21 protein-coding genes are annotated in these 23,229 nt (G+C 72.3%); 9 read left to right on the forward strand and 12 right to left on the reverse strand.

Features of this window, described 5'->3' with window-relative positions; genetic code table 11:
• Positions 1–22: 22 nt before the first annotated feature.
• Both ABD841_RS18455 and ABD841_RS18460 read right to left on the reverse strand, forming a co-directional pair.
• Entirely contained in the window at positions 23–997 is a 975-nt protein-coding gene (locus tag ABD841_RS18455) for a D-alanyl-D-alanine carboxypeptidase family protein (protein ID WP_344973025.1), read from the reverse strand.
• A gap of 150 nt (positions 998–1,147) precedes the next feature.
• Entirely contained in the window at positions 1,148–1,690 is a 543-nt protein-coding gene (locus ABD841_RS18460; protein ID WP_344973027.1) for a DedA family protein, read from the reverse strand.
• Between the two features lie 163 nt (positions 1,691–1,853).
• On the opposite strand from ABD841_RS18460, the gene ABD841_RS18465 reads away from it, so the two are divergent.
• The gene (locus tag ABD841_RS18465) at positions 1,854–2,426 is read left to right on the forward strand and encodes a hypothetical protein (protein ID WP_344973029.1); all 573 of its coding nucleotides are present in this window, start codon (positions 1,854–1,856) and stop codon (positions 2,424–2,426) included.
• A 152-nt stretch (positions 2,427–2,578) separates the two neighbouring features.
• On the opposite strand, the gene ABD841_RS18470 is transcribed toward ABD841_RS18465, so the two are convergent.
• Genes ABD841_RS18470 through ABD841_RS18480 form a run of 3 tightly spaced genes read right to left on the reverse strand, consistent with a single transcriptional unit; the run spans position 2,579 to position 7,951 of the window.
• A complete protein-coding gene (locus ABD841_RS18470; RefSeq protein ID WP_344973031.1) occupies positions 2,579–5,956 on the reverse strand; it encodes an ATP-binding protein in 3,378 nt (1,125 codons plus the stop codon).
• A gap of 41 nt (positions 5,957–5,997) precedes the next feature.
• Positions 5,998–7,059 (reverse strand): lysylphosphatidylglycerol synthase transmembrane domain-containing protein, encoded by a 1,062-nt coding sequence (locus ABD841_RS18475; RefSeq protein ID WP_344973033.1) that lies wholly within the window; start codon positions 7,057–7,059, stop codon positions 5,998–6,000.
• 34 nt (positions 7,060–7,093) lie between these two features.
• On the reverse strand, positions 7,094–7,951 hold the full coding sequence (locus ABD841_RS18480; RefSeq protein WP_344973035.1) for a PIG-L deacetylase family protein: 858 nt from the start codon (positions 7,949–7,951) through the stop codon (positions 7,094–7,096).
• A gap of 35 nt (positions 7,952–7,986) precedes the next feature.
• On the opposite strand from ABD841_RS18480, the gene ABD841_RS18485 reads away from it, so the two are divergent.
• Positions 7,987–9,270 carry a glycosyltransferase family 4 protein gene (locus tag ABD841_RS18485; RefSeq protein WP_344973037.1) on the forward strand — a complete coding sequence of 428 codons (1,284 nt, stop codon included), beginning with the start codon at positions 7,987–7,989 and terminating at the stop codon, positions 9,268–9,270.
• Between the two features lie 296 nt (positions 9,271–9,566).
• Here the strand turns inward: ABD841_RS18485 and ABD841_RS18490 are convergent, their stop codons facing one another.
• Positions 9,567–9,962 carry a hypothetical protein gene (locus tag ABD841_RS18490; protein WP_344973039.1) on the reverse strand — a complete coding sequence of 132 codons (396 nt, stop codon included), beginning with the start codon at positions 9,960–9,962 and terminating at the stop codon, positions 9,567–9,569.
• A gap of 145 nt (positions 9,963–10,107) precedes the next feature.
• On the opposite strand from ABD841_RS18490, the gene ABD841_RS18495 reads away from it, so the two are divergent.
• Positions 10,108–11,466 carry an APC family permease gene (locus tag ABD841_RS18495; RefSeq protein WP_344973041.1) on the forward strand — a complete coding sequence of 453 codons (1,359 nt, stop codon included), beginning with the start codon at positions 10,108–10,110 and terminating at the stop codon, positions 11,464–11,466.
• A gap of 406 nt (positions 11,467–11,872) precedes the next feature.
• On the opposite strand, the gene ABD841_RS18500 is transcribed toward ABD841_RS18495, so the two are convergent.
• Complete coding sequence (locus ABD841_RS18500) at positions 11,873–13,078, reverse strand: hypothetical protein (RefSeq protein ID WP_344973043.1); 1,206 nt, start codon at positions 13,076–13,078, stop codon at positions 11,873–11,875.
• A 98-nt stretch (positions 13,079–13,176) separates the two neighbouring features.
• Here ABD841_RS18500 and ABD841_RS18505 point away from each other — a divergent pair, with 98 nt between their 5' ends.
• Together ABD841_RS18505 and ABD841_RS18510 are read left to right on the forward strand one after the other, a co-directional pair.
• Positions 13,177–13,716, forward strand: coding sequence for an STAS domain-containing protein (locus ABD841_RS18505; protein ID WP_344973045.1), 540 nt, complete (start codon positions 13,177–13,179; stop codon positions 13,714–13,716).
• 7 nt (positions 13,717–13,723) lie between these two features.
• On the forward strand, positions 13,724–14,125 hold the full coding sequence (locus ABD841_RS18510; RefSeq protein ID WP_344973047.1) for an STAS domain-containing protein: 402 nt from the start codon (positions 13,724–13,726) through the stop codon (positions 14,123–14,125).
• A gap of 116 nt (positions 14,126–14,241) precedes the next feature.
• Here the strand turns inward: ABD841_RS18510 and ABD841_RS18515 are convergent, their stop codons facing one another.
• On the reverse strand, positions 14,242–15,216 hold the full coding sequence (locus tag ABD841_RS18515; RefSeq protein WP_344973049.1) for a nucleoside hydrolase: 975 nt from the start codon (positions 15,214–15,216) through the stop codon (positions 14,242–14,244).
• Between the two features lie 374 nt (positions 15,217–15,590).
• On the opposite strand from ABD841_RS18515, the gene ABD841_RS18520 reads away from it, so the two are divergent.
• Positions 15,591–16,310, forward strand: coding sequence for a DUF427 domain-containing protein (locus tag ABD841_RS18520; RefSeq protein ID WP_344973051.1), 720 nt, complete (start codon positions 15,591–15,593; stop codon positions 16,308–16,310).
• Between the two features lie 48 nt (positions 16,311–16,358).
• Here ABD841_RS18520 and ABD841_RS18525 read toward each other — a convergent pair whose 3' ends face one another.
• Positions 16,359–17,093 (reverse strand): glycosyltransferase family 2 protein, encoded by a 735-nt coding sequence (locus tag ABD841_RS18525; RefSeq protein ID WP_344973053.1) that lies wholly within the window; start codon positions 17,091–17,093, stop codon positions 16,359–16,361.
• 279 nt (positions 17,094–17,372) lie between these two features.
• Positions 17,373–17,657: a hypothetical protein gene (locus ABD841_RS18530; protein WP_344973055.1), complete on the reverse strand. Its 285-nt coding sequence runs from the start codon at positions 17,655–17,657 to the stop codon at positions 17,373–17,375.
• Positions 17,658–18,000: 343 nt separating this feature from the next.
• Between ABD841_RS18530 and ABD841_RS18535 the strand changes: the two genes are divergently transcribed.
• The 3 genes from ABD841_RS18535 to ABD841_RS18545 are packed head-to-tail and all read left to right on the forward strand — an operon-like array spanning position 18,001 to position 20,693.
• Positions 18,001–19,329: a helix-turn-helix domain-containing protein gene (locus ABD841_RS18535; protein ID WP_344973057.1), complete on the forward strand. Its 1,329-nt coding sequence runs from the start codon at positions 18,001–18,003 to the stop codon at positions 19,327–19,329.
• Positions 19,329–20,234 carry a phosphotransferase enzyme family protein gene (locus ABD841_RS18540; RefSeq protein ID WP_344973059.1) on the forward strand — a complete coding sequence of 302 codons (906 nt, stop codon included), beginning with the start codon at positions 19,329–19,331 and terminating at the stop codon, positions 20,232–20,234. The genes ABD841_RS18535 and ABD841_RS18540 overlap by 1 nt, the downstream gene beginning before the upstream one ends.
• Positions 20,235–20,258: 24 nt before the next feature.
• Complete coding sequence (locus ABD841_RS18545) at positions 20,259–20,693, forward strand: SRPBCC family protein (RefSeq protein WP_344973061.1); 435 nt, start codon at positions 20,259–20,261, stop codon at positions 20,691–20,693.
• A 28-nt stretch (positions 20,694–20,721) separates the two neighbouring features.
• Here the strand turns inward: ABD841_RS18545 and ABD841_RS18550 are convergent, their stop codons facing one another.
• Together ABD841_RS18550 and ABD841_RS18555 are read right to left on the reverse strand one after the other, a co-directional pair.
• Positions 20,722–21,996 carry an MFS transporter gene (locus ABD841_RS18550; protein ID WP_344973063.1) on the reverse strand — a complete coding sequence of 425 codons (1,275 nt, stop codon included), beginning with the start codon at positions 21,994–21,996 and terminating at the stop codon, positions 20,722–20,724.
• 35 nt (positions 21,997–22,031) lie between these two features.
• Positions 22,032–22,880: a tetratricopeptide repeat protein gene (locus tag ABD841_RS18555; protein ID WP_344973065.1), complete on the reverse strand. Its 849-nt coding sequence runs from the start codon at positions 22,878–22,880 to the stop codon at positions 22,032–22,034.
• Positions 22,881–23,229: the final 349 nt, after the last annotated feature.

The raw sequence follows: 23,229 nt of genomic DNA on the forward strand, positions 1-23,229 counted from the left end.
CGGTGCCCTGACGGGCGAGCGGTCAGAGGGCGGCCGGGCCCGGGGCCTGACCGCTCGCCCAGTCGAGCAGGCGCGTGGCCGTCTGGAACCGCCGCTCCGACTTGGAGTCGCCGAGGATGACCCCGATGATCCGGCGGCCGTCGCGGTCGGCGGCGAATGACAGGCAGTATCCGGCGGCGTCGGTGTAGCCGGTCTTGACGCCCAGCGCCCCCGGGGTCTTGCCGAGGAGCTTGTTGCTGTTGGTCCAGACGTGGGCCCGGTGCACCTTGGTCTTGGCCACGACGTGCCGCCTGGTGGCGGCGATAACCCGGAAGGCCGGGTCGCGCAGGGCGACGTCGGCCAGCTTCGCCTGATCGGCGGCGGTGGAGTAGCCGGGTTTCGGCTTGGGCAGCCCGTCGGCGTTCGCGTAACCGGTGTCGGCCAGCGCGAGGGAGCGGGCCGCGGCGTTCATCTTCGCCACGAACCGGGCGTTACCCGGACCGTAGACGCGGGCCAGCGCGTGGGAGGCGTCGGCTCCCGAGGACAGCATGACCCCGTAGAGCAGGTCCCGCACCGTCAGACGCTCCCCCGCGCGCAGCGAGGCGTGAGTCGCGCCGTTGCGCGCCGCGTGTTTGACGTCGGCCGCGGTGACCGTCACCGTGTCGTCCAGCCGGGCCTCCCGGAGCACGACGTACGCCGTCATGACCTTGGTGAGGCTGGCCACCGGCATCCGGCGCGTCGCCTGCTTGCTGAGATGGACCGTCCCCGTCGCCGGCTCGTACACGAACGCGGCCCGCGCGGGCACCGCCGGTGCCTTGCTGCGGGCGGTCCCCGTCGCGGGACGGACGCCCGGCTGGGAGACACCGGCGGAGGGCCCGGCGGCGCGGGTGACCGGCGCGGCGGCCGGAGTCGCGGCGCCGGGGCCCACGGCGAGGGCGGGCGCCGCGGGAACGGCGGCCAGTGCGGTCACCGTGGCCAGTGCGGCGCAGGTCGTCAGGTGGATTCCCCCGGTCTGCATGGGAGCCATGGTGGCAGAGTTCACCGGCAATATGTCGGCTTCGGGTTTCGGCCCTGGGAAATATGGCAGCAGGGTTACATGGCCAGGGGCAAGGAGACTCCATCCTCATCCGGACCGGTGCCCGGCGCGGGCGGGCGGCCCCGCGGGCGCTCAGACCGCGGCGAGCCTCTCGGCCTCGCGGCGGGCGGCTCTGCGGCGGCGCCAGCGCACGAACCCGATGACCGCGGCGACCACCGCCACGGCGGCCAGCGCCGCCAGCAGCGGCGACTGCGCCGCCAGCTTCAGCCAGCCCCAGATCACCGAGTAGAGGCCGAGGTACGTCACCGGCACCCAGGTCAGGCAGCCGAGCGCGGCGGCCACGACGTACCAGGGGTAGGAGATCCGCAGCACGCCGGCCACCCAGGGCAGCGTGTGGCGGAGGCCGGGCACCCAGAAGCAGGCGTAGACGGCGAATGCGCCCCACTTCCGCACGGCGTTCTCGACCTTGAGGATCTTCTCCTCGGAGATCTTCTTCCCGAGGCGGGACGCGTAGATCCTGGGACCCAGCCGGTGGCCGATCCAGTAGTAGGCCTGGAAGGCGGCGAACAGGCCGACACCGCCGAGGATCATCGGCCAGAGCAGGACGGATATGCCCAGGAAGGAGGCGGGGTCGGAGTCGAGGGTCCCCACCACAACAGGTCGCATTCTGAACATCACCGCCACGGTCGTTCGGCCTGCTCTTTCACGATATTAGGTCAGGCTTACCTCAGCTTGAATCACGGGAGGTCATTACGGACCCCGGCCCCTGCAAGCGGACGTCAACCCGAGAGCAAGAACCACGGCGTACACCTGTGTGTGACTAAGGAAGGTGTCTGTCATGAGTCCGCGTAGCAGTGTGGCGCCGGTGGTGGCGAGCGGGACCGCGAGTGTTGTCAAGCTGCTCGTCGCCACGCTGGCCTTCACCGGAGCCTACCTGGGGGTGGAGAGCACCCGCGGCGACTCCACACAGGCCGGACGGGGCCCGGCGGCCCAGGCCCCGGTGCGCACGGTGATCCTGTCGTCGGAGTCGATGCCGGCCACCACGGAGGAGGCGGCCGCGGCGGCGACCGCCCCGGAGCCGCCCGCACGGCGGGCCCCGGCGAAGGGCGTGGTGACCGTCAGCAAGCTCACCGCCTCCGGCTCGTGCACCAGGCCGTACCGGATCCGGAGCGTGGTCGGCGGCGACGACCCCAAGGCCGCGGTCTCCTACGACTGGCGCCTGGAGCGCTGGAGCCCGGCCAGCCGCGACTGGCGCATCTACCTGACCGCGAGCTCCGGCTTCACCGGGGGCCGCCAGACCGTCGAGTGGCAGCCGCGGGTCGTCAACAACCCCGGCTGGTACCGGGCGGTGCTCTCGGTCTCCGGCAAGCGGACCCCGTTGCGCAGCGAGAAGTTCCTCGTCAGCTGCTGAGCCGGCCGCTCGCCCGTCCACCCGGCGGGTCGCCGGGGCGGCACCCACCGGCCCCGAGGACCCCGGGGCGGTGCCCACCGGCTTATCGACGGCACCTGCGGCGGGCGCGCAGGCACCCGGGGCGGCGCCCGGCCGCCCCGGAGGGATGCCGGTCAGCCGCCGAGGGAGCGTTGCGCAGCCTCCACCCAGCGGCTGACGCCGACCCGCTCCGCGACCGCCAGGGCGTTCTCGTAGTGCGGCTTGACCGCGTCGGTGAAGCCCAGCCGCAGCGCCAGGTCGCCCAGGGTCAGCGAGACCGGCCACAGCGCCACCACACCCGTGCCCGCGCCCGCGATCCGGTCCGCGAACGGCTTCAGCGTGTCGTACGCCTCGGTCATCCGCTCCCTGTCGTCCAGCAGCATCCCGGCCAGAGCCCGCCAGATCATCGCCAGCTCGTACAGGAAGTCGGGGCGCACCGGGGTCTTCACCGCGATGACCGCCTTCGCGTCGCGCGTGTGGCCCGCCGAGGCCAGGGCCACCGCGTAGGCGTCGAGAGTCCACTTGGCGCCGCGCTGGTGGGCCTCGGCCAGCGGCTCCACCATCTCGGCGGCCCGGCCGTTGACCAGGTGCAGGCAGAACGCGGTGATCAGCGGCAGGTCCTGGCGGCCCTCCAGCATGCCCGCCCGCGCGGTCAGCCGGGCGGCGTCGCGATAGGCGCGCTCCGCCCCCGCGAAGTCGCCGGCGATCATCAGCCGCTGCCCGGCGTACCAGGCGGCCACGGCGGCCGGCGCGGACAGGCCGTACTGCCTGGCCAGCTTCTCGGCGGCGGCCACGTGCGCGTCGGCCTCGGCGAACGCGCCCGAGGCGGCGGCGCACTCCATCAGCACCAGGTGGGCCAGGGCCTGCACCGAGACCTGCCCGGTCGTCTTGCCGACCTCCAGCAGTTCCCGGCCGATGACCTCGCGCTCGCCGACCGGCGTGATGCCGTACGACTGACGCAGCCGGCCGCTCAACGCGGTCGCCAGCAGCGCGGGATCACCGCTCCGCCGGGCCAGCTCCTCGGCCTCCAGCGAGGCCTGCTCGCCCCGGGGGGTGGCCGAGCCCTCCAGCTCCAGCGCGAGCGTGGCCAGCAGGCTCGCCCGCAGCGACTGCTCGCCCGGGGGCAACTCGACCAGCGCCTGCTCGGCCACGTCGACGATCTCCCACGCGGTGCGGGTGAAGTCGCGGGACATGCCCTTGTGCGGAACGGCCAGCGAGGCCGCCACGCGGGCGGTGAGCTCCAGGTTGCCCAGCGGCAGCGCCGCGTCCATCGCCTCGCGGCGCCGCCTGCGGGCCGCGGCCATGTCGCCGCAGAGCGCCAGCGCCTTGATCAGCCGCAGCGTCAGCAGCAGCCGCTCCTTGGTCCTCTCCGGCGTGTGCGTGATGCCGGAGCGGTCGAAGGCGGCGATGGCCTGCTCCCACAGCGTGGCGGCCTCACGGTGGGCGAAGCGGCGCTCGGCCTGCTCGGCGGCGAGCCCGGCGTAGTGCACCGCCTTGGCGGCGGTGTCGGAGGTGCCCGCCGCGTCGTAGTGGTGAGCCAGCGCGGCCACGTCACCGGGGTTCCTGCGCTCGATCACCGCGGCCACCGCGGCGTGCAGGCGGGAGCGGCGCAGGCGGGAGGCGTCGGAGTACAGCGTGTCGCGGACCAGGTCGTGGTCGAAGCGGAGCAGGCCGGGGCCCGGCTCGGTGACCAGACCGGCCAGCAGCGCGGCCTCCACCGCGTCGACCACGGCCTCCTCGTCACCGGCCACGTCGACCAGCACGTCGACGTCGACGTCCCGGCCGATCACCGCGGCCTGCAGCAGGATCTGCTGGGACGGCGCGGGCAGCCGGGCGATCCGCCGGCGCAGCACGTCGCGGACCCCGGACGGCACGCCGGAGATCACCTCGGCGGCCGTCGCGCGGTCGCTCACCGCCTCGGCGTCGAGCAGGCGCACGGTCTCGCGGATGAAGAAGGGGTTGCCGCCGGTCCGCTCGACGATGGTGTTGACCGCGTCCTCGTCGACCTCGCGCACGCAGGTCGCCCGGACCAGCGCGGCCACCGCCTTGGTGTCGAGACCGGTCAGGTTCACCCGGACGGGGCCGAGCCTGGCCAGCGCGGCCAGCACGTCGGCCTGCCGGTCGCTCAGCTCGCTGTCACGGCAGGTCACCACCAGCAGCACCCGGCTGGCGGCCAGCAGGCTGGGCAGCGCGCGCAGCAGCGCCAGGGTCTGGTCGTCGGCCCAGTGCAGGTCCTCCAGGGTCAGCAGGACCGGCGTCTCCTTGGCGACGGCGGCCAGGTAGCCGCCCACCGCCCGGTGCAGCCGGAACCCGCCGGAGACCTCGTCGTCGGGCTCGGGGGCCGCGTCGTCGAGGAGCGGGGCGAGCAACTGGGCGTACTCGCCCGGCCCGACGGCGTTGACCAGGGTGCGGAGGATCTCCACCCACGCCCAGCCGGGCGGGGTGGCGCTGCTGTCGGGGCAGGCGCCCGAGGAGATGCTCCAGCCCTCCGCGGAGAGGTGCCGGATGAGCTGGCGGAGCAGGGTGGTCTTGCCCGCGCCCGCGTCACCGCTGACGATCGCGACGGTGAAACGGCCGGTCTTGGCTGCGGCCGCGGTGAGCTTGGCCAGCTCGGCGTCGCGGCCGACGAACGGCTCGGGCTCCAGCGGGGGCGGCTCCACCGGGGTCACCGCGGGCCGGGGCGGCCAGGTGTCGGCGGTCACCGGCGGGCGCGGCCGTGCCGTCGGCGCGGCCAGCTCCAGCCCCGGATCCTGGGCCAGGATGTCGGACTCCAGCTTGCGCAGCGCCGGACCCGGGTCGATGCCCAGCTCGTCGGAGAGGATCGTGCGCGCCTTGCGGAGCGCGGCCAGCGCGTCACCCTGGCGTCCGCACCGGTACAGGCCGAGGGCGAGCAGCCGCCAGCCCTCCTCGCGGAGCGGGTGCTCGGTGGTCAGCGCCTCCAGGTCGGGCACCGCCTCGGCGGCCAGGCCCATGCGCAGGCCGCTGTCGGCGTGTCGCTCGCGGGCCACCAGGCGCAGCTCGGCCAGCCGGTTGACCTCGGCCTCGGCCCACGGCTGGTCGGCGAAGTCGGCGTACGGGGTGCCGCGCCACAGCCCCAGCGCCTTCTCCAGGCCGACCCGCGCGGACGCGGGGTCGTCGCCTTCCAGTTGCTCCCCGGCGCTGCGCACCAGAGCCTCGAAGCGGAGCGCGTCGACCTGCTCGGGGGCGGCGCGCAGCGCGTAGCCGGAGGCCACGGTCACCAGCAGCCGGTTGGGGCCCCCACGCGGGCGGCCTGGCTCCAGCACCCTGCGCAGCCGGGAGATGTAGACCTGCAGGCCCGACTGGGCGCCCTTGGCCGTGTCGTCGTCCCACAGGTCGTACAGCAACGAGTCGACAGGCACGACCTGACCACGTGCCACGAGCAGGCGGGCCAGGACGGCACGCTGACGCAGCCCGCCTAGGTCGAGCTCGCCCTCACTGGAATACGCCTCGACCGGACCGAGAACCCGGAACGCCACCATGTCAGCCGCCACGCTATGCGGGCCTTCGAACGACACACAAGATATTTCCCAATCTAGCGGCTGATCGGCTCCTTTTCCGGGGCCGGGGTGGCGGCCTCACGCCGGCGCAGGAGTGCCCACGCGCCGAGCGCCAGTCCGCCGAAGGGGATTTCGACAGTGTAGGTCCAGAACCCGAAGAGCAACGCCGCGGCGGTCGCCGAGTCCAGCGGTGCGCCGAAGAAGACCAGGGCGCCGATCGTCCCCGCCTCCATTATCCCCGTTCCGCTGGGAGTCACCAAGGCGGTGGTCAGCACTCGGGACAGCGCGAAGGCGGCGATCGACTGGGCGAGCCCGGGATAGGCGCCCGTGGCGTGCAGGCACACGACCAGGATCAGCCACTGGAAGCCCAGGAAGAAGATCATGCCGAGTGTCAGGCCGGGCCAGCGGCGCCGCACGATCCCGGAGGTGTCGGCGCGCAGCTTGTGCAGCGCCTCCGATGCGGTGTGCTCGGAGAGGCGGACCCCCCGGGGAACCAGCCGGACGAGGGCGTCGAGGGCCCGGCCGAGCAGGTCGGCGGCGCGGTCCCAGTAGAGCGCGGCGGTCACCACCGCGACCAGCGCCAGGATGGACAGCACGCCCACCCGGCCCGCGTTGGTCACCGCCGGGTTGAGCTCCTGCCCGCTGGCCAGCAGGGCCACGATGCCCGCCGCGGGCAGCAGGAAACGGAACAGGGTGTTCCAGATGCCGCTGGTCAGCGTGGAGACCACCACGGCGCGGGTGGGGAAGCCCCAGCCCCTGGTCATCGCGAACGTCACCGCGACCCCGGCCGCGCCGCCGAACGGGAGCAGGTTGCTCACCGCGCTGCCGCCCGCGTTCAGCGTCAGGGCCTGCAGGTGGGTCAGGCCGGGCAGCGACGCGGTCAGCACGAACGTGTAGGCCAGCAGGCTCAGCAGCCAGACGGCGGCCATCAGCGCGACCGACTGGGGGCTCAGCGCGGCGAAGTGGGCGCCGATCTCCGGCCAGGAGACGTGCTTGCCCGTCAGGGCCCGCACGATCTGGGGCAGGAAGACGACGAGCGTGACAGCCAGCGCCAGCGACGCGACCGACAGCCCGATCTGGATAAGTTTGCTCCTCATGGCACCCCCATCACCAAGTGTGCCGGTCCGGGCTTCATCCTTTGGGAGGAATTTCGAACGGATGCCTCAGCCGGGACCCCAGGGGCGCGTCCCGCCGGACGTACCACTCGGTGCCGAAGACGAGACGGTAGAGCGGCTGGGGGATCTTGAGCAGCACCCCGAGCGTGCGGGTGTCGGCACCGGTGGCCTGGGAGGCGTGAGCCGCCATGCTCGCCCGTTTCTGACGGGCGAAGCGCCGCACGTTGACCCGGTGGGTGATCACCTCGCCGGGGGAGTAGGCCCGCTCGAAGGCCCGGATGTCGAGCTGGGGGTAGAACCTGACGGCGAGCCTCAGCGCCCGCAGCAGCGGGTCGCGGTTGACCGTGGCCTCCAGCACGATCGGGGTCCGCGCGATCTCCGCCGCCCGGCCGCCGACCCGGTGGACCTGGACGTGGTCGGGGTGCCCGTAGCCCCCGGCCGGGTCGTAGATCGTCAGCAGGTCGGCCTTCTCCTCGGTCAGGATCGCGGCCAGCCGCCGGGCGGCCTCCTCGGTGTCGGCGTCGATGAAGGCGTCACCCGGCCGGTCCTCGGCGATCCCGCCGTCGGGCGCCAGCCCCGAGTCGCCGTAGCCCAGGTTCACCACCCGGGCGCAGCCGAGGGCGGCCGCCGACTTGTACAGCTCGGCCAGGCGGGTGGCGCCCAGTTCCTCGCCGGGCTCGATGTCGGCCTGCCCCCGCTCGCCCGAGGTCGCCACGACGAGCACCACCCGGTGTCCCTCCGCGGCCAGCATCGCCATGGTGCCCGCGGTCAGCAGGGCCTCGTCGTCGGGGTGGGCGTGGAAGAACACTGCTGTCTTGACGGTGTCGATCAGGTTCACTCCGTTCGCGCGGTTCGGATGCGCCTTCGCGGGCACGCAGGCATGATCTCACGCGGGGCTACGCTGGCACGGTGAGGATCCTCCACGTCAGTGACTGTTACCTGCCGCGCCTGGGCGGCATCGAGGTCCAGGTCGCCGATCTGATCCGGACGCAGCGCCAGGCGGGTCACCACGTCGAGGTGGCGACCGCGACTCCGGGAGAGCCCCTGCCCGGCGTGCGGAGGATCGTCGCGAAACTCCCCTTCGACCTGCCCGTCCACCCGTTCGGGGTGCGTCACATGCTCCGGCTGATGACGGCGCGCCGCCCCGACGTGGTGCACGTACACACCGGTGCGATCTCGCCGTTCGCCTGGATGGGCGTGCGGGCGGCCGTGCGCGCGGGGCTGCCCGTGGTCGTGACCGTGCACAGCATGTGGGACCCGGTCACCCGCGCGGTCTACCGGGGGCTCAGGCTGCTGTACGGGTGGAACCGCTGGGGGCTGGTGGGCACGGCGGTGAGCGAGGCCGCCGCCGTGCCGATCCGCGCGGTGGCCGGTCACGGTGTGCCGGTGCACGTGGTCTCCAACGGCCTCGACGTCTCCGCCTGGCGCCCGGCCGGGGACGACCCGGATCCCGCGCGGCGGGAGCCGGGCGCGGAGGAGCGCGGGGCGGACCTCGCGGGTCACGGGCCGGGCGCGGAGGAGCGCGGGGCGGACCTCGCGCGGCGGGAGCCGGATCCCGCGCGGCGGGCCGGCTCGGCGGGGGGTGAGCCGGGTTCCGGGCGGTGCGCGACCGGCGCGGAGCCGGTGCACGTCGTCGCGGTGGGGCGGCTGGCGCCCCGCAAGCAGCCGGTGCGGCTGCTCAGACTCCTGAAGGAGGCCCGCGCCCAGGTGCCGCACGGGACACCCATGCGGGCCACCATCGTCGGGGACGGCCCGGCCCGTTCGCAGATGGAGCGCTACCTGCGGGCCAACGGCATGACCGGCTGGGTCTCCCTCCCCGGCCGCTACAGCCGCGACCGGATCCGCGAACTGCTCGCCTCGGCGGACGTCTTCGTCGCGCCCGCGCCCCGCGAGTCCTTCGGCCTGGCGGCGCTGGAGGCCCGGTCCGCGGGGGTCCCGGTGGTGGCCCGCGCGCAGAGCGGGGTCGCCGACTTCGTCCGTCCCGGCAAGGAAGGGCTGCTCGGCGGGAGCTTCGACGGCCTGGTGGCGTCGGTGGCCCGGCTGGTCCGCGACCGTGAGCTCCGCGAGTCGATCGCCGCCCACAACCGCGAGACCGAACCGGTCCGCAGTTCCTGGCCCGCGGTGCTGGAGGGCTTCGAGCGCTGCTACGAGGAGGCCCGCGCCCTCAAGTCCCGACGTACCCGCAAGCCCTGACGCGCCTTCGGATCCCGACGTGTTCACGGACCGGGCGTGTTTCCGGGTCCTGATGTGTCTGCGGTCGGTGTACGTTCCGGGTCCTGATGTGTCTGCGGTCGGCGTGTGTTCCGGGCCCCGGCGCGCTCGCGGCCCGGCGCGCCGCCTGCGGTGCGGGAAAGCGGAAAGCCCCTGCCGTGCGGCGGCAGGGGCTTTTCCCGGGATGTCCGTACGGCCGCCGCCCCGCGCTGCCCCCCCGCAGGCGGAGCGGCGACCGTACGTGGGTGCCTCCCGTCACCGGGAGGCACGTGGTCTCACTACGAGCAGGCGGCCGCGAGCTTGGCGGCGGCCTCCTGGGTCTTCTGGCCGAACGAGGCGGCTGCCGAGGCGGCGGCCGTCGGGTCGTTCGGGTCGATCTTGAGCGAGCCGAACGCGTCCGCGAGTTCGGTGAGCGCGGTGGCCAGCTCGCCGTCGGCCTTGCCCGCCAGCTCCTTCAGGTCGGCGGAGAGCTTCGCCCCGGCCTCGTTGAGCTTGTTCGGGTCGGCGACACCGGCCGTCGCGGAGGCGGTGTAGTCCGAGAAAGCCTTCGACCACGCGGCCCCGCTGCAGATCTCGCTGTTGGCGGAGCTGCCGCAGGCGGTGGCGGTCAAAGAGATGAGAGCGACCCCCGCGGTGAGAAGACCGATGCGGCGGGAGGAGAGGGCGCTGAACATTTCTGCCTTTCATTGTTTTTTGTGACAGTCAGAACTGTAGGGGCGCCTTCTTGCGAGCCGCTTTCACGGCGCTTACAGGAGTGACTCCGGTGACCCAAGGTGATTCCCCGCCTGCTCCGGGTAAGAGCGGGGCATGGCCGAGGTGATGATCGATCCAGCGTCCGGGCAGCACTCGCTCAAGCGGGTCATCGGGCGCCGGACGCTGCTGCTGTTCGTCGTGGGCGACATCCTCGGCGCGGGGATATACGCGCTGGTGGGGAAGGCCGCCGGGCAGGTCGGCGGGGCGCTGTGGGTGCCGTTCCTCGTCGCCTTCGTGCTGGCCGCGCTGACGGCGACGGCCTATGCCGAACTCGTCGGTAAATACCCACGCGCGGCGGGTGCGGCGCTTTACGTGAACAAGGCGTTTAATATCCCTTTTGTCACATTCATTGTCGCCTTCGCCGTCCTGATGAGTGGCATCACGTCCGCGGGCGCCGCCGCGCGGGCGTTCGGCGGCCGCTATCTGGCGGAGTTCGTCACGCTGCCGGTCGTCGTCGGGGCGTTCGTCTTCCTCGGTCTGGTCGCGCTGGTGAACTTCGCCGGCATCTCCGAGTCGGTCAAGGTCAACGTTGCCCTGACGATCGTCGAGGCGTTCGGTCTGCTGGTCATCATCGCGATCGGGGTCTACGCGTTGCTGACCGGCGACGGCGAGCCCGCACGGGCTCTGGAGTTCCACCCGGCCAACGGCGCATTCCTGGGGGTCCTGGGCGGTACGGCCCTCGCCTTCTACGCCCTGCTCGGCTTCGAGGACTCGGTCAACCTCGCCGAGGAGGCCAGGAACCCGCAGCGTGACTTCCCCCGCGCGCTCTTCGGCGGGCTGGCCGTCACGGCGCTCATCTACCTGGCGGTCGCCTTCACCGCCACCATGCTGGTCGACACCAGGACGCTGACCGATTCCTCCGGGCCGCTGCTGGAGGTCGTCAAGGTCGCCGGGCTCGCGTTCCCGCCCAAGCTGTTCGCGCTCATCGCGCTGCTCGCCGTGGGCAACACCGCACTGATCAACATGCTCATGGCCTCGCGCCTCGTCTACGGCATGGCGCGCGAGGGAATCGTGCCGCGGCTCTTCGCGGCGGTCCACCCCACGAGGTCCACTCCGTGGGTGGCCATCGTCTTCACGGTGGGGGTCGCGGCGGTGCTGGTCGCCACCGGCGACGTGGGCGACCTGGCCGACACCACGGTGTTCCTGCTGCTGTGCGTGTTCGCCATGGTCAACGTGGCCGTGCTCGTCCTGCGCGGGGACCGGGTGGAACACGATCACTTCAGGGCGCCGGGCTGGATGCCGGCGCTGGGAGCGGTGGTCTGCGTCGTCCTGGCGCTGCCGGTGACGGGACGTGACGCCTATGTCTACATACGCGCCGGGGTGCTGGTCGCGATCGGCGTGATCCTCTGGTTCGTCAACCGGCTGTTCCTGGCGGCGGGGAAGCCGGAGGCGGAGGGGGGTTCAGAAAGGGAGCACCCGTCCTGAGGGCGTGCGGAGGTCAAGAGGGGTGGGTCTGCGAGGCGGCCGGGGCTTCTGAGTGATTAGGACCTTTTTCACGTCGTACTCCCTCTTTGTTGGAGTTTGAGAGAGCCTACGTCAGGCGACTGACCTTTTCCGGGATTTCCGGACCGCGCACCGGCCGTAGGGGGGTCCGGCCGGGCGGTGGCGGGCCGGGACCGGGCGGTCGCACCACGACGGGCGGTGCCCGGGTCGGGGGGGCCGACCTCCGGCGTCCGGGCTGCGGCGTTGACAGGGTCGATCGTGGCGTTTGGGGGCAAAAGTCCGCCATGTCCGTAGGCTAGGCGGGCCGTGTTTCCGGCGAGGACGCCGTTTGTTCCAACTGGGCGACCGGGGTGTCGCAGGCGGTGGGCGCGGCCGCGATGGTACGGCCTCAACGGCGCAGGGCGAAGGCCTCCTCGTCGTCGCCCCGGCCGACCGAGCCCACCGCCCACAGCGCGCCGGTGCCCGGCACCCGGGCGATGCCCGTGTGGTTGATGTCGTCGGTCTCCTCGTACTGCTGCTCCTCGGCGCGCGTGCGGAACAGCGGGCCGTACTCACGCGTCCAGGCCGTGCCGTCGAAGTGGAGGAAGAGCACCTGTCCCGAGTGGTCGGCGTCGATCCCGCTGATCCACAGGTCACCGGGGCCGAAGGCGGTGACGCCGTGCAGGGCCCCGCGCGAGACCGGTACCTCGACCCGGGTCCAACTCCTGCCGTCCCAGCGCATGACCAGCGGCAGGGTCTCCGGGGTGCCCGGCTCGACGGCGATCTGCCCGACCGCCCACACGTCCGACGGGGAGATCTGCCAGACCCGGTCGAGCCTGCCCCCGGCCACCTCGGGCGTCTCCATGCTCTCCCAGTTGCCGTCGGCCGTGCCGTGCCAGACCAGTGGCGTCCGTTCCTCGCTCGCGCCCACCGCCCAGAGGTGCCCTTCCTTGGCGGTGATCGCTTCGAGGCTCCCCCCGGTGTCCAGCACGTTGCCGAACCCCCCGTCCTTCCATTCCAGGACGACCGCCCCGGACGGGCGGGTCGCGGTGAACCACGCTTTCCCGCCGCTGGTCGCGACGTCCGTCAGCCGGTAGTCCTGTGCCGCCCCGAAGGGGGTGTACGCCGTCCACGCCCGTCCGTTCCAGCGCGCGGCGAACGCGATCGTCCCGTTTCCCGCCACCCACACGTCGTCCGGTCCGGACGCGCTGACCCCTTCCAGGTGTTCGAGGTCGGCCGCGGGCAGCGCCACCTCGCCCCACCGGTTCCCGTCCCACCGGACGGCGGCCGGGGTGCCCTCCCGGTCCTCCGCGCTGTCCTGGTAGCCGACGGCCCAGACGTTCCCGGGGCCGGTCGCCGCCACGTCCACCAGCGCCGTCTGCCCCGACAGCTTCGCACCGGCCACGGTCGCCCACGCGGCGGACGCGGCGACCGCTCCCGTCGCCGCGGGGCTCGCGGACGCCCGGCCCCCCGGGGGCGGCGGCGTTCCCGTGGTCCCCGGCGACGTACGGGCCGGTGCGGGGGTGGGGGCGGGTGCCGCCGCGCGGTCGGCGCTGCACGCGGTGAGCAGGGAGGTCCCGACGATCGCGATCGCCACCAGGCGCGGCTTCACCATGTCGCCATTGTCGGGTATGTCACCTACGGCCGGCGCCGTCCGACGGGATTAGATCCGCCTGTCGCGGGCACCTGGGACGTGGCGAGAGGGGGAGACCGGTGGTGGATGTGCGAGGTGGATCGGAATTCCACGTCCGGGCCGACCGGCACCGCCACGGCACGGCCCTGTACGCGACGGGAGCCCTGGACTACGCGTCGTCCCGGCTCCTGAAAGAGGGGACCGACGCCGCGCTGCGGGCGGAGGACCGTCCGCACCTCGTGATCGACCTCACCGGGGTGACCTTCTGCGACTCCACCGGGTACGGCACGCTGATCTACGCGCTCACCCGCGTCCGCGCGGTCGGCGGCACGCTCGTCCTCGTCGGCCCCTCGACGACGATGCGGGAGCGGCTGAGCCTGCTCGGGGTGGAGGAACTGTTCGACATCCGCCGCACGGTCGAGGAGACGGTCGCGCCCTGCCCCGGAGAGGCGGTGCTCCCCGGAGAGCGGGCGCCCGCCCGGACGGAGCATCCCCTCGTGCGATCCGGACCGGCGCTCTCCGGGGAGCGGGTGCTCGCGCACGGGGAGGGCGACAGGCGGGACGACCGGTGGAGGAGCGAGATCCCCTCACGCCCCGCCGGGCCGGCCTACCCGATGTGAGACAGTGGTGTTGCTTGAGCGAAATCTGGGCAGAGGGCTGATCATGTTCGCGGGAAACGCACCGGAGCCGGTTTTCGCCGCCACGTCGGGGCTGCACGGCACGACGCTCGTCGTGCGGGCGAGCGGGGAGCTCGACCACTACCACACCCCGGTGCTCCGGGAGGAGATGAACAGGGCGTGGAAAGCCCTGCGGACGCCGATCCTCATCCTCGACCTGTCGGCCCTGACCTTCTGCGACTCCTCCGGGATCGGCGAGTTGCTCCAGGCGCGTCACCAGGGCCTGGACGAGGGCGTCCGGCTCATCCTCACCGGCGTCCGGGGCAACCTGGTCCGCCGGCTCACCCTCGCCGGTCTGATCCAGGTGTTCGAGGTGTTCCCCTCCGTGGCCGAGGCCCTGGAAGCCGCCTGACGCGCGTCAGGCGGCCCGCCCGCAGGCCCACTGCCCCCGGGCGTCCCTGCGCGCCGGGCTCGCGGGGATATGGAGGCGCCCGGCCGCCGGGGACCGTGCCACGGAGGGCGCCGGGGCTACGGTGACGCGGGCGTCGCCGTGGGACGCCCGGCCGCCGGGGGGCCGTCTCCGCGGTCGTGGCCGGTGGGGCCGTCCGGCCGGTGGCCCGTTTCCCCGCCGACGAGGACGTCGAAAAGCCGCCGGTGGTCGATCGCGACCGTGATGAACGTCCCGCTGCCGGCCGCCGGCAGCGCGCCCCACGTGCCGTCGTCCTCCCGGACGACCTCGACCTCCGCCCAGGTGGCGACGGTGCGGTCGACGGCCACGCACGCCGCGGTGGGATCGTGCAGCAGCTTCCCCCCCGGCTTCTTGCGCAGGTAGCGCTCCATGCCCGAGAACATCAGGGCGAGCCCGGCGGTGCGGTCCCGGTACGGCCGCAGCCGTTCGTGGAACTCCGCGTCGTAGCGAACGCCGTGGGTGACGTTCTTGGAGACCAGGTCACGTCGCCCGATCCGCTCACCCGACGACAGGGCACGCCGGGCCGCCCGGGGCTCGCCGTTGAAGTTGAACGTCGGACACGTGGCGCGGCCGTCGAACTTCGGCAACCGGTGCTCGGGCGGCACGATGTTGTCGCCGGCGAATCCGCCCTGGGCCACCCACCGGCTCAACCTCACCTCCGGGTGCTCGTCGAGCAGCCTCCCCAGGTTGCGCAGCGGCGCGCCGGTGAGAAGGACGGCTCCGGGGTGGCGCTCCAGGGTCCGGGCGATCAGCTCGGCCGCCGGGGCGTCCGGCGGGGCCGGAGGAGGGGTGCCCAGCCAGCGGTGGTGGAAGGCCGACACGTGGTCCTTGCCGGTGCCGGGGTCGTCGGCGCCCACCGGGACGTCCTCCCGGCCCAGCAGTCGCAGCACGTGCCGGACGAGCCCTGTCTGGGCCGGTGACCCGGGGGTGACGGTGACGGCCCGCAGCCGTACGGCGGGATGACACGCGACCAGGCAGAGGGTCAGCACGTCGTCGGGATCCTGGGTCTCCATGTCGAAGAGCAGATCCGGCATCGCGTGGTACGGCCTTTCGTGGCAGGGGCGAGGACGGCAGAAGGCGGCGGGACGCCGGGAGGCGGCGGAACGGGGTGAGACCGTGGGGTGTGGGGTGCCTCCGCGTCGATCGTACGGAGTCACCGGGGAGCCGCTCCAGCCATTTGGCGGGTTCTGTCACGGTGCTCGCCCACCGGGCCTGGTGTGTACTCGCCGGGCGGTGTGTGTCCAGCCCGGGTACGTGCTCGATGGGTCGGGTGTGCGTACGGATCGGGGTGCGCGCCCGACGGGCCGGGTGCGTGTCCGGGCGCGGGCGCGGGCGCGGGCCGGGCGTGGGCTCGCCGGGCCGCTGGAATAGCCGCGGCGTGTGAAGAGTTGGCGCGGCCATGGAGCCGATGACGCGTGGACGCATCAGGATCGAACCGACGGCCAAGAGGGTGCGGGCCCTCCTGCACGGCCGGGTCGTCGCCGACACCACCCGGGCGCTGCTGGTGTGGGAGGTGCCCTACTACCCGACCTATTACTTCCCCCGCGACGACGTCGCGGTCGGGCTGGAGCCCAACGGCCGGACCAAGCGGTCGCCCAGCCGGGGCGACGGCGTGCTGTACGACGTCGAGGGGGTGGCCGACGCGGCGCTGGCCTACCCCGACTCCCCGATCGAGGAACTGCGCGGACACGTGCGCCTGGAGTGGTCGGCGATGGACGCCTGGTTCGAGGAGGACGAGGAGGTCTACGTCCATCCCCGCGACCCCTACACGCGGGTGGACATCCTGCCGTCCTCGCGGTGGATCCGCGTGGAGGTGGACGGCGTGACCGTGGCCGACTCCCGCGCGGCGCGCATCCTCTTCGAGACCGGTCTGCCGCCGCGCTACTACCTTCCCAAGACCGACGTCCGTCTGGACCTGCTCACCCCCACCGACACCAGGACCCGCTGCCCGTACAAGGGCGAGGCCGAATACTGGGCGGTCGGCGGCCACGCGGACCTGGCCTGGTCGTACCGGAACCCGCGGGAGGAGAGCCAGCGCATCGCCGGGCTGATCTCCTTCTACAACGAGAAGGTGGACATCTACGTGGACGGCGTTCTCCAGGAGCGCCCGAAGACCAAGTTCGCCTGATCTCCCGGTGCCCCCGCCGCCGGGGCCGGGCCGGCCGGCCCCGCGGGATCAGGCGGCGGTGGCGTGCTCCCGCTGGAGCTTGACCCGGCGGGTGGCCCGCCTGTCGCGCTCGCGCAGGATGGTGCGGAGGACCCGCAGGCCGTCGCGGACGGCGTGCAGGTTGCTGGCGCCGTGAATGCGGCTGCGCTCGTGGCTGGGGACCTCGCGGATGACCAGCCCGGCCTGGGCGGCGCGGATGTTCATCAGCGTCTCGATCTCGAAACCGTCACAGTCGAGGTTGAGCGCGTCCAGGTGACGGGCCCAGAAGGCGTTGTAGCCGTAGCACAGGTCGGTGTAGCGGGTGCCGTACAGCCGGTTGGTCAGCTTGGTCAGCATCGCGTTGCCGAGCGAGCGGATCGGGCTGATGTCGTCGGACCCTCCGCCAGGGGCGCAGCGGGTGCCCTTGGCGAAGTCGGCGCCCTCGGCCAGCGCGGTCACGAAGGAGATGATCTCCCGGCCGTCGGTGGAGCCGTCGGCGTCGATCATGACGATGATGTCACCGGTGGCCGCCGCGAACCCCTCGGTGAGCGCGTTGCCCTTGCCCCTGCCGGTCTGCGTGACGACGCGCAGGTCCGGGCGGAGGGCCTTGGCCACGGCCACCGTGTCGTCTGTGGAGTTCCCGTCGACCAGGATCACCTCGTCGATCCAGGACGGCAGGGTAGCGAAGACATGCGGCAGGTTCTCCGCCTCGTTCATGGCGGGAACCACCACACTGACACTGAAGGTGAAAGGGGCGCTTCTCATGACCGCAAGATCTCCCGGACCGCCTGCAGGCCGCTTGAAAGACGCTTGCAAGCCACCGACGCGGGAGATCGCGCGGCTCCGGCCCCCGGGTCTCAGCGCGCCGTAGGCGCCTGTCACGGGAGGTCAGAAAGGGAGCGGACGGCCCGAAGGACTCCGCAGGTCGAGCGGCACCGGTTCACGAGGCGGACGCGGACGCTGCACGACCTGGATCCTTTTCATGGTGCCGCTCCATTCTGGGCTTGATCACCGGGTGCTACCCACGTGGCGCCCAAGAATCACCTATCTCCGTATCACATGCAGAACACTGGCCACACGCTCCGCGGCGGTGGCGACGTCCTCGGCGTGCCCGATCCGGCCGGCCCAGGACAGCCAGAACCACCACTCGCCGTCCGCCTCGTGGGCGGCCAGCACGTCCTCGGTTCTCGCCGGGGCCATCGGGTTGATCACTTGCAACCGGGGATAGAGCCCCGTGGGCGACCTCAGACGCACCTGGAAGGCGTGCGCCTCCAACTGGGCGGCCAACCGCCGCAGGTGGTCCACGGCCTCGCCGCGCTCTGCCATCATCCGGATCACTCCTGGAGGACGCTGGGTGACGTGTTTGTCTGCAGAGTGCGTGTTTGTGACAGGCCAGGCAATCGCCCCCCTGCCCCGTCCCCCCTCCAGATCGGTGGAATACACCGGAAACTCGCCAATGTTCCGTGGGAAAACCACGAATAAAGGGAATGCAATGCACAGGTGCGCTTACTCTGTGGTGCGCTTTTGTTAATCTTGTGTAAACAGCGACCGGGAGGGCGCCGTGGCCCGAGGTGAGCATTCGCCCGCGTGCGCGCGACGATGGCGAGAGCAGGCCGAGTCGAGGCAGTGGACCCACTGGCAGACCGCGCAGGCCATCCACGGTTGCTGTGGGGTGAGCCTGTTGAAGGCCCACCGCCTGGCCAGGGGATGGTCGGCCAGGCAGGCGGTCCAGGAGCTGGAGGAACTCTGCGAGCGCCAGGACCTCGGTGAGGCCCGCGCCAGCATCGACCTGCTCAACGCCTGGGAGAACAACCGGGCCAGGCCGCGCCCGCAGACCATCGACCTGCTGGCGCGACTGTACCGGGCCAACGCGGTCCGGCTCGGCCTGGCCGGCGACTACTGCGAGGACGGCGGCGGGGCCAAGGTCGTGGTCGTCTCCGGCGGTGAGACCCGCACGCCGTACCAGACGGAGGAGCGTGTCGCCGACGACGACGTGGAGCGGCGGGCGCTGTTCCACCACGCGCTGCTCAGCTCCCGATCCGTGATGAGCGGCCGTCTGCTGGCCGAGGTCGAGCGGACCCGCCAGGACCTCGACCGCACGCTCGCCGCCGCGACCGTCACCGAGGAGCAGCTCGACCGGCTCGACGAGCAGGTGCTGCGTTACCGCCGTGAGTACATCAGCAGCGCCCCCGTGCCGATGCTCTACCGGCTGATGCTGGAGCTGTCGGACGTCCGCACGCTCTCCGCGGCCCGCCAGCCCGCGATGGCCCAGCGCCGCCTGCTCAACGCCACCGTGATGCTGGCGTTGCTCTCGGCCGACGCGCTGATGAAGCTCGGCGACACCCGCCAGGCCCACGCCTGGTACGGCACCGCCCGCACCGCCTCCGACGACATGGGCGACGTGCGGCTGCGCGCTCTCGTCCGGGCGCAGCAGGCGATGCTGCCCTACTACTACGGAGACCTGGCCGAGACCGTGCGGCTGGCGCGCGAGGCAAGAATGCTCGCGGGCAGCGCGCCCAGTTCCCCGGCGGCGCTCGGCGCGGCGGCGGAGGCGCGGGCGCTGGCCCGGATGGGCGAGCACAAGGCCGCCCGGGCCGCGCTGGCCGAGGCCGAGCGGATCTTCTCCCGGATGCCCCCCGAGGGCCACGACCACCTGGCTTTCCGCTTCTCGGAGCGGCGGCTGCAGTTCTACCGGATCGGCACGCTGATCGAGCTGGGGGAGCAGGTCGACTGGGCGCCCGGGCCGTCGAGCCCGTACGCCATCGACCCGGTGCTCATCCTGCTCGACCAGGCGGCGCACCTGGTCCGCGCCGGCAAGATCGACGACGCCTGTCACATGGCGGAGAAGGCCCTGCTCCAGGTCCCGCCCGAACACCGCACCTCCATCGTGCTGAACCGGGCACGGGCGCTGCTGGCGCAGGTGCCGCCGGCCAGGCACCGGATGGCGGCGGTGCGCCGCCTGACCGACCTGGTCGCCGACGCGCCGCTGGTGGTCGGCTGATGGGGGCGCTCGCCGAGGAGGCGTTCCGGATCCTGCGCGAGGTCTGCGAGGACCTGGGGATCGACCACCAGGACGCCGAACTGCTGCGGGTACGGAGCAACGCCGTCTTCAAGCTGCGCAGCGAGATCGTGGTCAGGATCGCCACCGCGCCCAACGCGCTGACCCGGCTGCCGCTGGTGCTCGCGGTGGCCCGCTGGCTCGCCGAGCAGGGGTTCCCCGCGGTGCGCCCGGCCGACGAGATCTCCGAGCAGCCCGTGGTGCACGACGGCAGGGTCGTCACCTTCTGGCACTACGTCCCCTCCAGCGGCCGTCCCACCACCACCGAGCTGGGCAGGATCCTGCGCAGCCTGCATCTGCTGCCGGTGCCGCCGGTGGCGCTCAAGCGTTTCGCCGACCCGCTGTCGGAAGTGCGCCGCGCGGTGGACCGCTCCGAAGAGCTCACCCCGTGCCAGCGGGCCTGGCTGCGCGACCGCATCGCGGAGCTGACCGACCGCTGGTCGAGCCTGGTCATGGACGGCTCCCCGGTGCTGCTGCACGGTGACGCCTGGATCGACAACCTGCTGCGCTGCGCCGACGGCCACGTGGTGCTCTGCGACTGGGACGGCGTCGCGGTCGGCCCCCGCGAATGGGACCTGGTCCACACCTACCACGGTCAGCGGCGCTTCGGCCTGACCTCCGCCGACGTGGACGCCTTCGCCGACGCGTACGGCAGCGACCTGCGCTCCTGGGCGGGCTACTCCACCCTGATGGAGATCCGCGACATCTACGCCGTGGGCATCCACATCCGCAACGCGGGTGCCGACCCCTTCTCCCGCCGCGAGTTGCCGCGCAGGCTGGATTCCCTGACCCGCGGTGAGGATTCCGCCCGCTGGTACATGGCCGAACCCGTTAGTGTCTCCCGGTAAAGATCGTCAAAACGGGGACAGGGCATGCCGAAGGTCACGCTGCGCAACACCTTTCACGTCCGGAACACGCCGGAGGCGCTCCGCGCGCACCTGAGCCAGCCGCAGAGCTACGTCGGGCTCTCGCCGCTGGTGGTCGCGGTCAAGGACGTCGAGCAGGGGGAGACGCAGACCCGCTACACGTCGGTCGAGCGGTTCAGGTTCCTCGGCGTCGTCAAGTACGACAACATGATCAAGGTGACGCTCCGGAGTACGCCGCGGACCGTCGAGGGTGAGGTCAACAGCCCCGGCGGGGTGCGCCTGGAGTACCGCTTCACCCTCAGCGAGAAGGACGGCGGCACCGAGGTGGAAGACCTCCTCGTGGTGCACGCCTGGACCCGCCCGCTGCTGGGCTACGCCGCCAAGAAGGCCCGGCAGGTGCAGCTCGCCCGCGCGGGGATCCTGGCCTCGCGCCTGGGCTGACGCGCCCGGCGCGGCCCGAGCCGGTCTCTCAGCCGGAGGAGGAGCGGGCCCGCGGGGCGCTCACCAGGTTGACCGGCGGGGGAAGGCGGCGTTCGAGCCGCAGCATCTCCACGGTGACGAGGCCGAGCACCAGGGCGAGGACGACGAAGAACGCCGCCCCGTGACCGCCGGCGAGCGCGACGCCCGCCATCGCCGGGCCGACGACCTGGCCGAGGGTCCCCGCGAGGGTGTAGGCCCCGTTGTACCGGCCGCGGGTGGAGTCGGAGGCCAAGTCGTTGACGAGCGCGGGAACGGTCGGGGACATTAGCGTCTCCCCCACCGCGAACACGGTCATCACGACCACGAAGCCGGTCGCGCCGGCCGTGCCGCCTCCCAGCAGCGCGGCGACCGGCACGGCGGCCCAGGCGGCGGCCATCAGCCCCGCCGACAGGGCGAATCCCCGGCTGCGTCGCCGGCCGGCCAGGAGCCGCAGGACCAGGAGCTGGGCCAGGACGACGGTCAGCGTGTTCGCCACGAAGGTCAGCTGCAGCTCCGAGGCGTCCAGCCCGCCGACCTGGGTGGCGAAGACGGGGTACGCGCTGTAGTGCTGCGCGTACCCGCAGGCGAACACGGCGGCCACGCACACGCAGATCCGCAGCAGGACCCGGTCGGAGAGCACCTCCCGATAGCCGCCTCCGGCGGCCGGGGTGGAAGCGGGGGCCGGGGTATCCGGCGCCTCAGCACGGGTGTCCGCCGTCAGACCGAGCAGCACGGCGAAGGCGATGAACGTGCCTGCGTCCAGCAGGTAGATCACAACGAAGGTCCGCGGTTCGGAGAAGCTCACGGTGAAGGCGGCGAGCAGGCTGCCGGCACCCAGGCCGACGTTGAACACGGCGTGCCGGGCCGCGAACACCTGCGATCGCCTCTCCGCAGGAACCGACGTGCCGAGAATCGTCTGGAAGGACGGCTCGGTGATCGCGACGCCCAGGCCGTACACCGCCGCCGCGAGGAACCCTTGCCACGCGGACTGCACGACGATCATCCCGGCGGTTCCGGCCGCGGCGACGACCAGTCCGGCGGTGGCGGGCCACCGCGGTCCGAAGCGGTCGGTGAGCAGCCCGCCCAGCGGGTTGCCGACGAGCCCCATAACGGCGATCGTCGAAAGGATCGGTCCGGCCACGGCGAGTTCGATGCCCTGCACCTGGTGCAGGTAGACGAGGAGGAAGGGCAGGGTCAGCCCGCTACCGAGCGCAGAAACGGCGTCACCGCCGAGCACCAGCCACACCTGCCGGGGAAGCCGCGGCACCAGTCTGTGTAAGGCCACTCTTGGCTCTCGCTCTTTCTTCAGTGATGGGTCGTTCACGCGGAGGATTCCGGAAGAGCCGCCCGCCGGCATGCTTCGAGGTTGCGCAGGCAGGCCCGCCGGACCGGATGCTCCTGCTCCACCCCGTCTTCGAGCAGGGCCGCCGCCCGCGCGAAGAGCGGCACGGCCTCCAGCGCCCGGCCGGCTTTCCACACGGCCATCCCAAGGTTGTTCAAAGCCAGGCCCAGCTCCGGATGGCTCTCACCGAGGACCCTCTGCTTGATCTCCAGGACCCTGCGGTACATCGATTCGGCGGCCGCCGTTTCATTTCGCGCGTACCGGATCGCCGCGAGGTTGTGCAGGGTCGACGCGACCTCATAGTGATCGGCTCCCAGCTCTGCCTCGAAGACCGCGAGAGCCTCGCACAGCAGCCGCTCGGCCTCGTCGTCACGGCCGAGCCCGCACAGGAGCGCGGCGAGCGCCGCCTTGTCCGCGGCGACGCCCGGATGCGCGGGGTCGGCGGTCCGCTGCCGTATCTCCACCGCGCGGCGGGCGAAGACCTCGCCCTGCGCGTGGGTGCCACGTGCGTGGTTCAGCCCGCCGATGTTGTGGCAGATGTCCGCCATGAGCGGGTGGTCCTCGCCGACCTGCGTTTCGATGATGGCGAGAGCGCGTCGATACGACTTTTCGGACTCGTCGAAGCGTCCGGTGTACTTGTGCAGTACGCCCAGGCTGTTGAGGACCCGCGCGGTGATGAGAGAGCCGGGCCCCGCGCTTTCCTCGGCGAGTTCCAACGCCTCGCGGAGCAGCGCGTCGCAGTCGTGGTAGCGGCCCTCGACGCGAAGCCGGTCGGCGCGGTCGACCAGCTCGCGCAGGTGAGCTTCCGGCTCGGTGCCGTCGGCCATGACGGAGGGGGTGCCGGCGGGCTCACCGAGCCCTCGGGGAATCCTGCCGAGGTGCTCCTTCCCCGTGTGGGGAGGCGTTTCCTCTGCGCGAGGACGCGCTCCCCTGGCGGGAAGACGCGCCTCCTCGGCGTGCGTGTACGCCTTCCCGGTTTCGCGCCGCGGGCCGCCGGCCACCGTGCACCCCCTTCCGTCACGGATCAGTTCACACGGCCTCGAGCAGGACCTCGCTGTGGTTGGTGGCCAGGCCGGGGGTGATCAGGATCTCGTTGTGGTTGACCACGACCGTGTCCAGCAGGATCTCGTTGTGGTTGACCACGACCGTGTCCAGCAGGATCTCGTTGTGGTTGAG

The sequence above is a fragment of the Streptosporangium fragile genome (assembly GCF_039534445.1).
Classification (GTDB): domain Bacteria; phylum Actinomycetota; class Actinomycetes; order Streptosporangiales; family Streptosporangiaceae; genus Streptosporangium; species Streptosporangium fragile.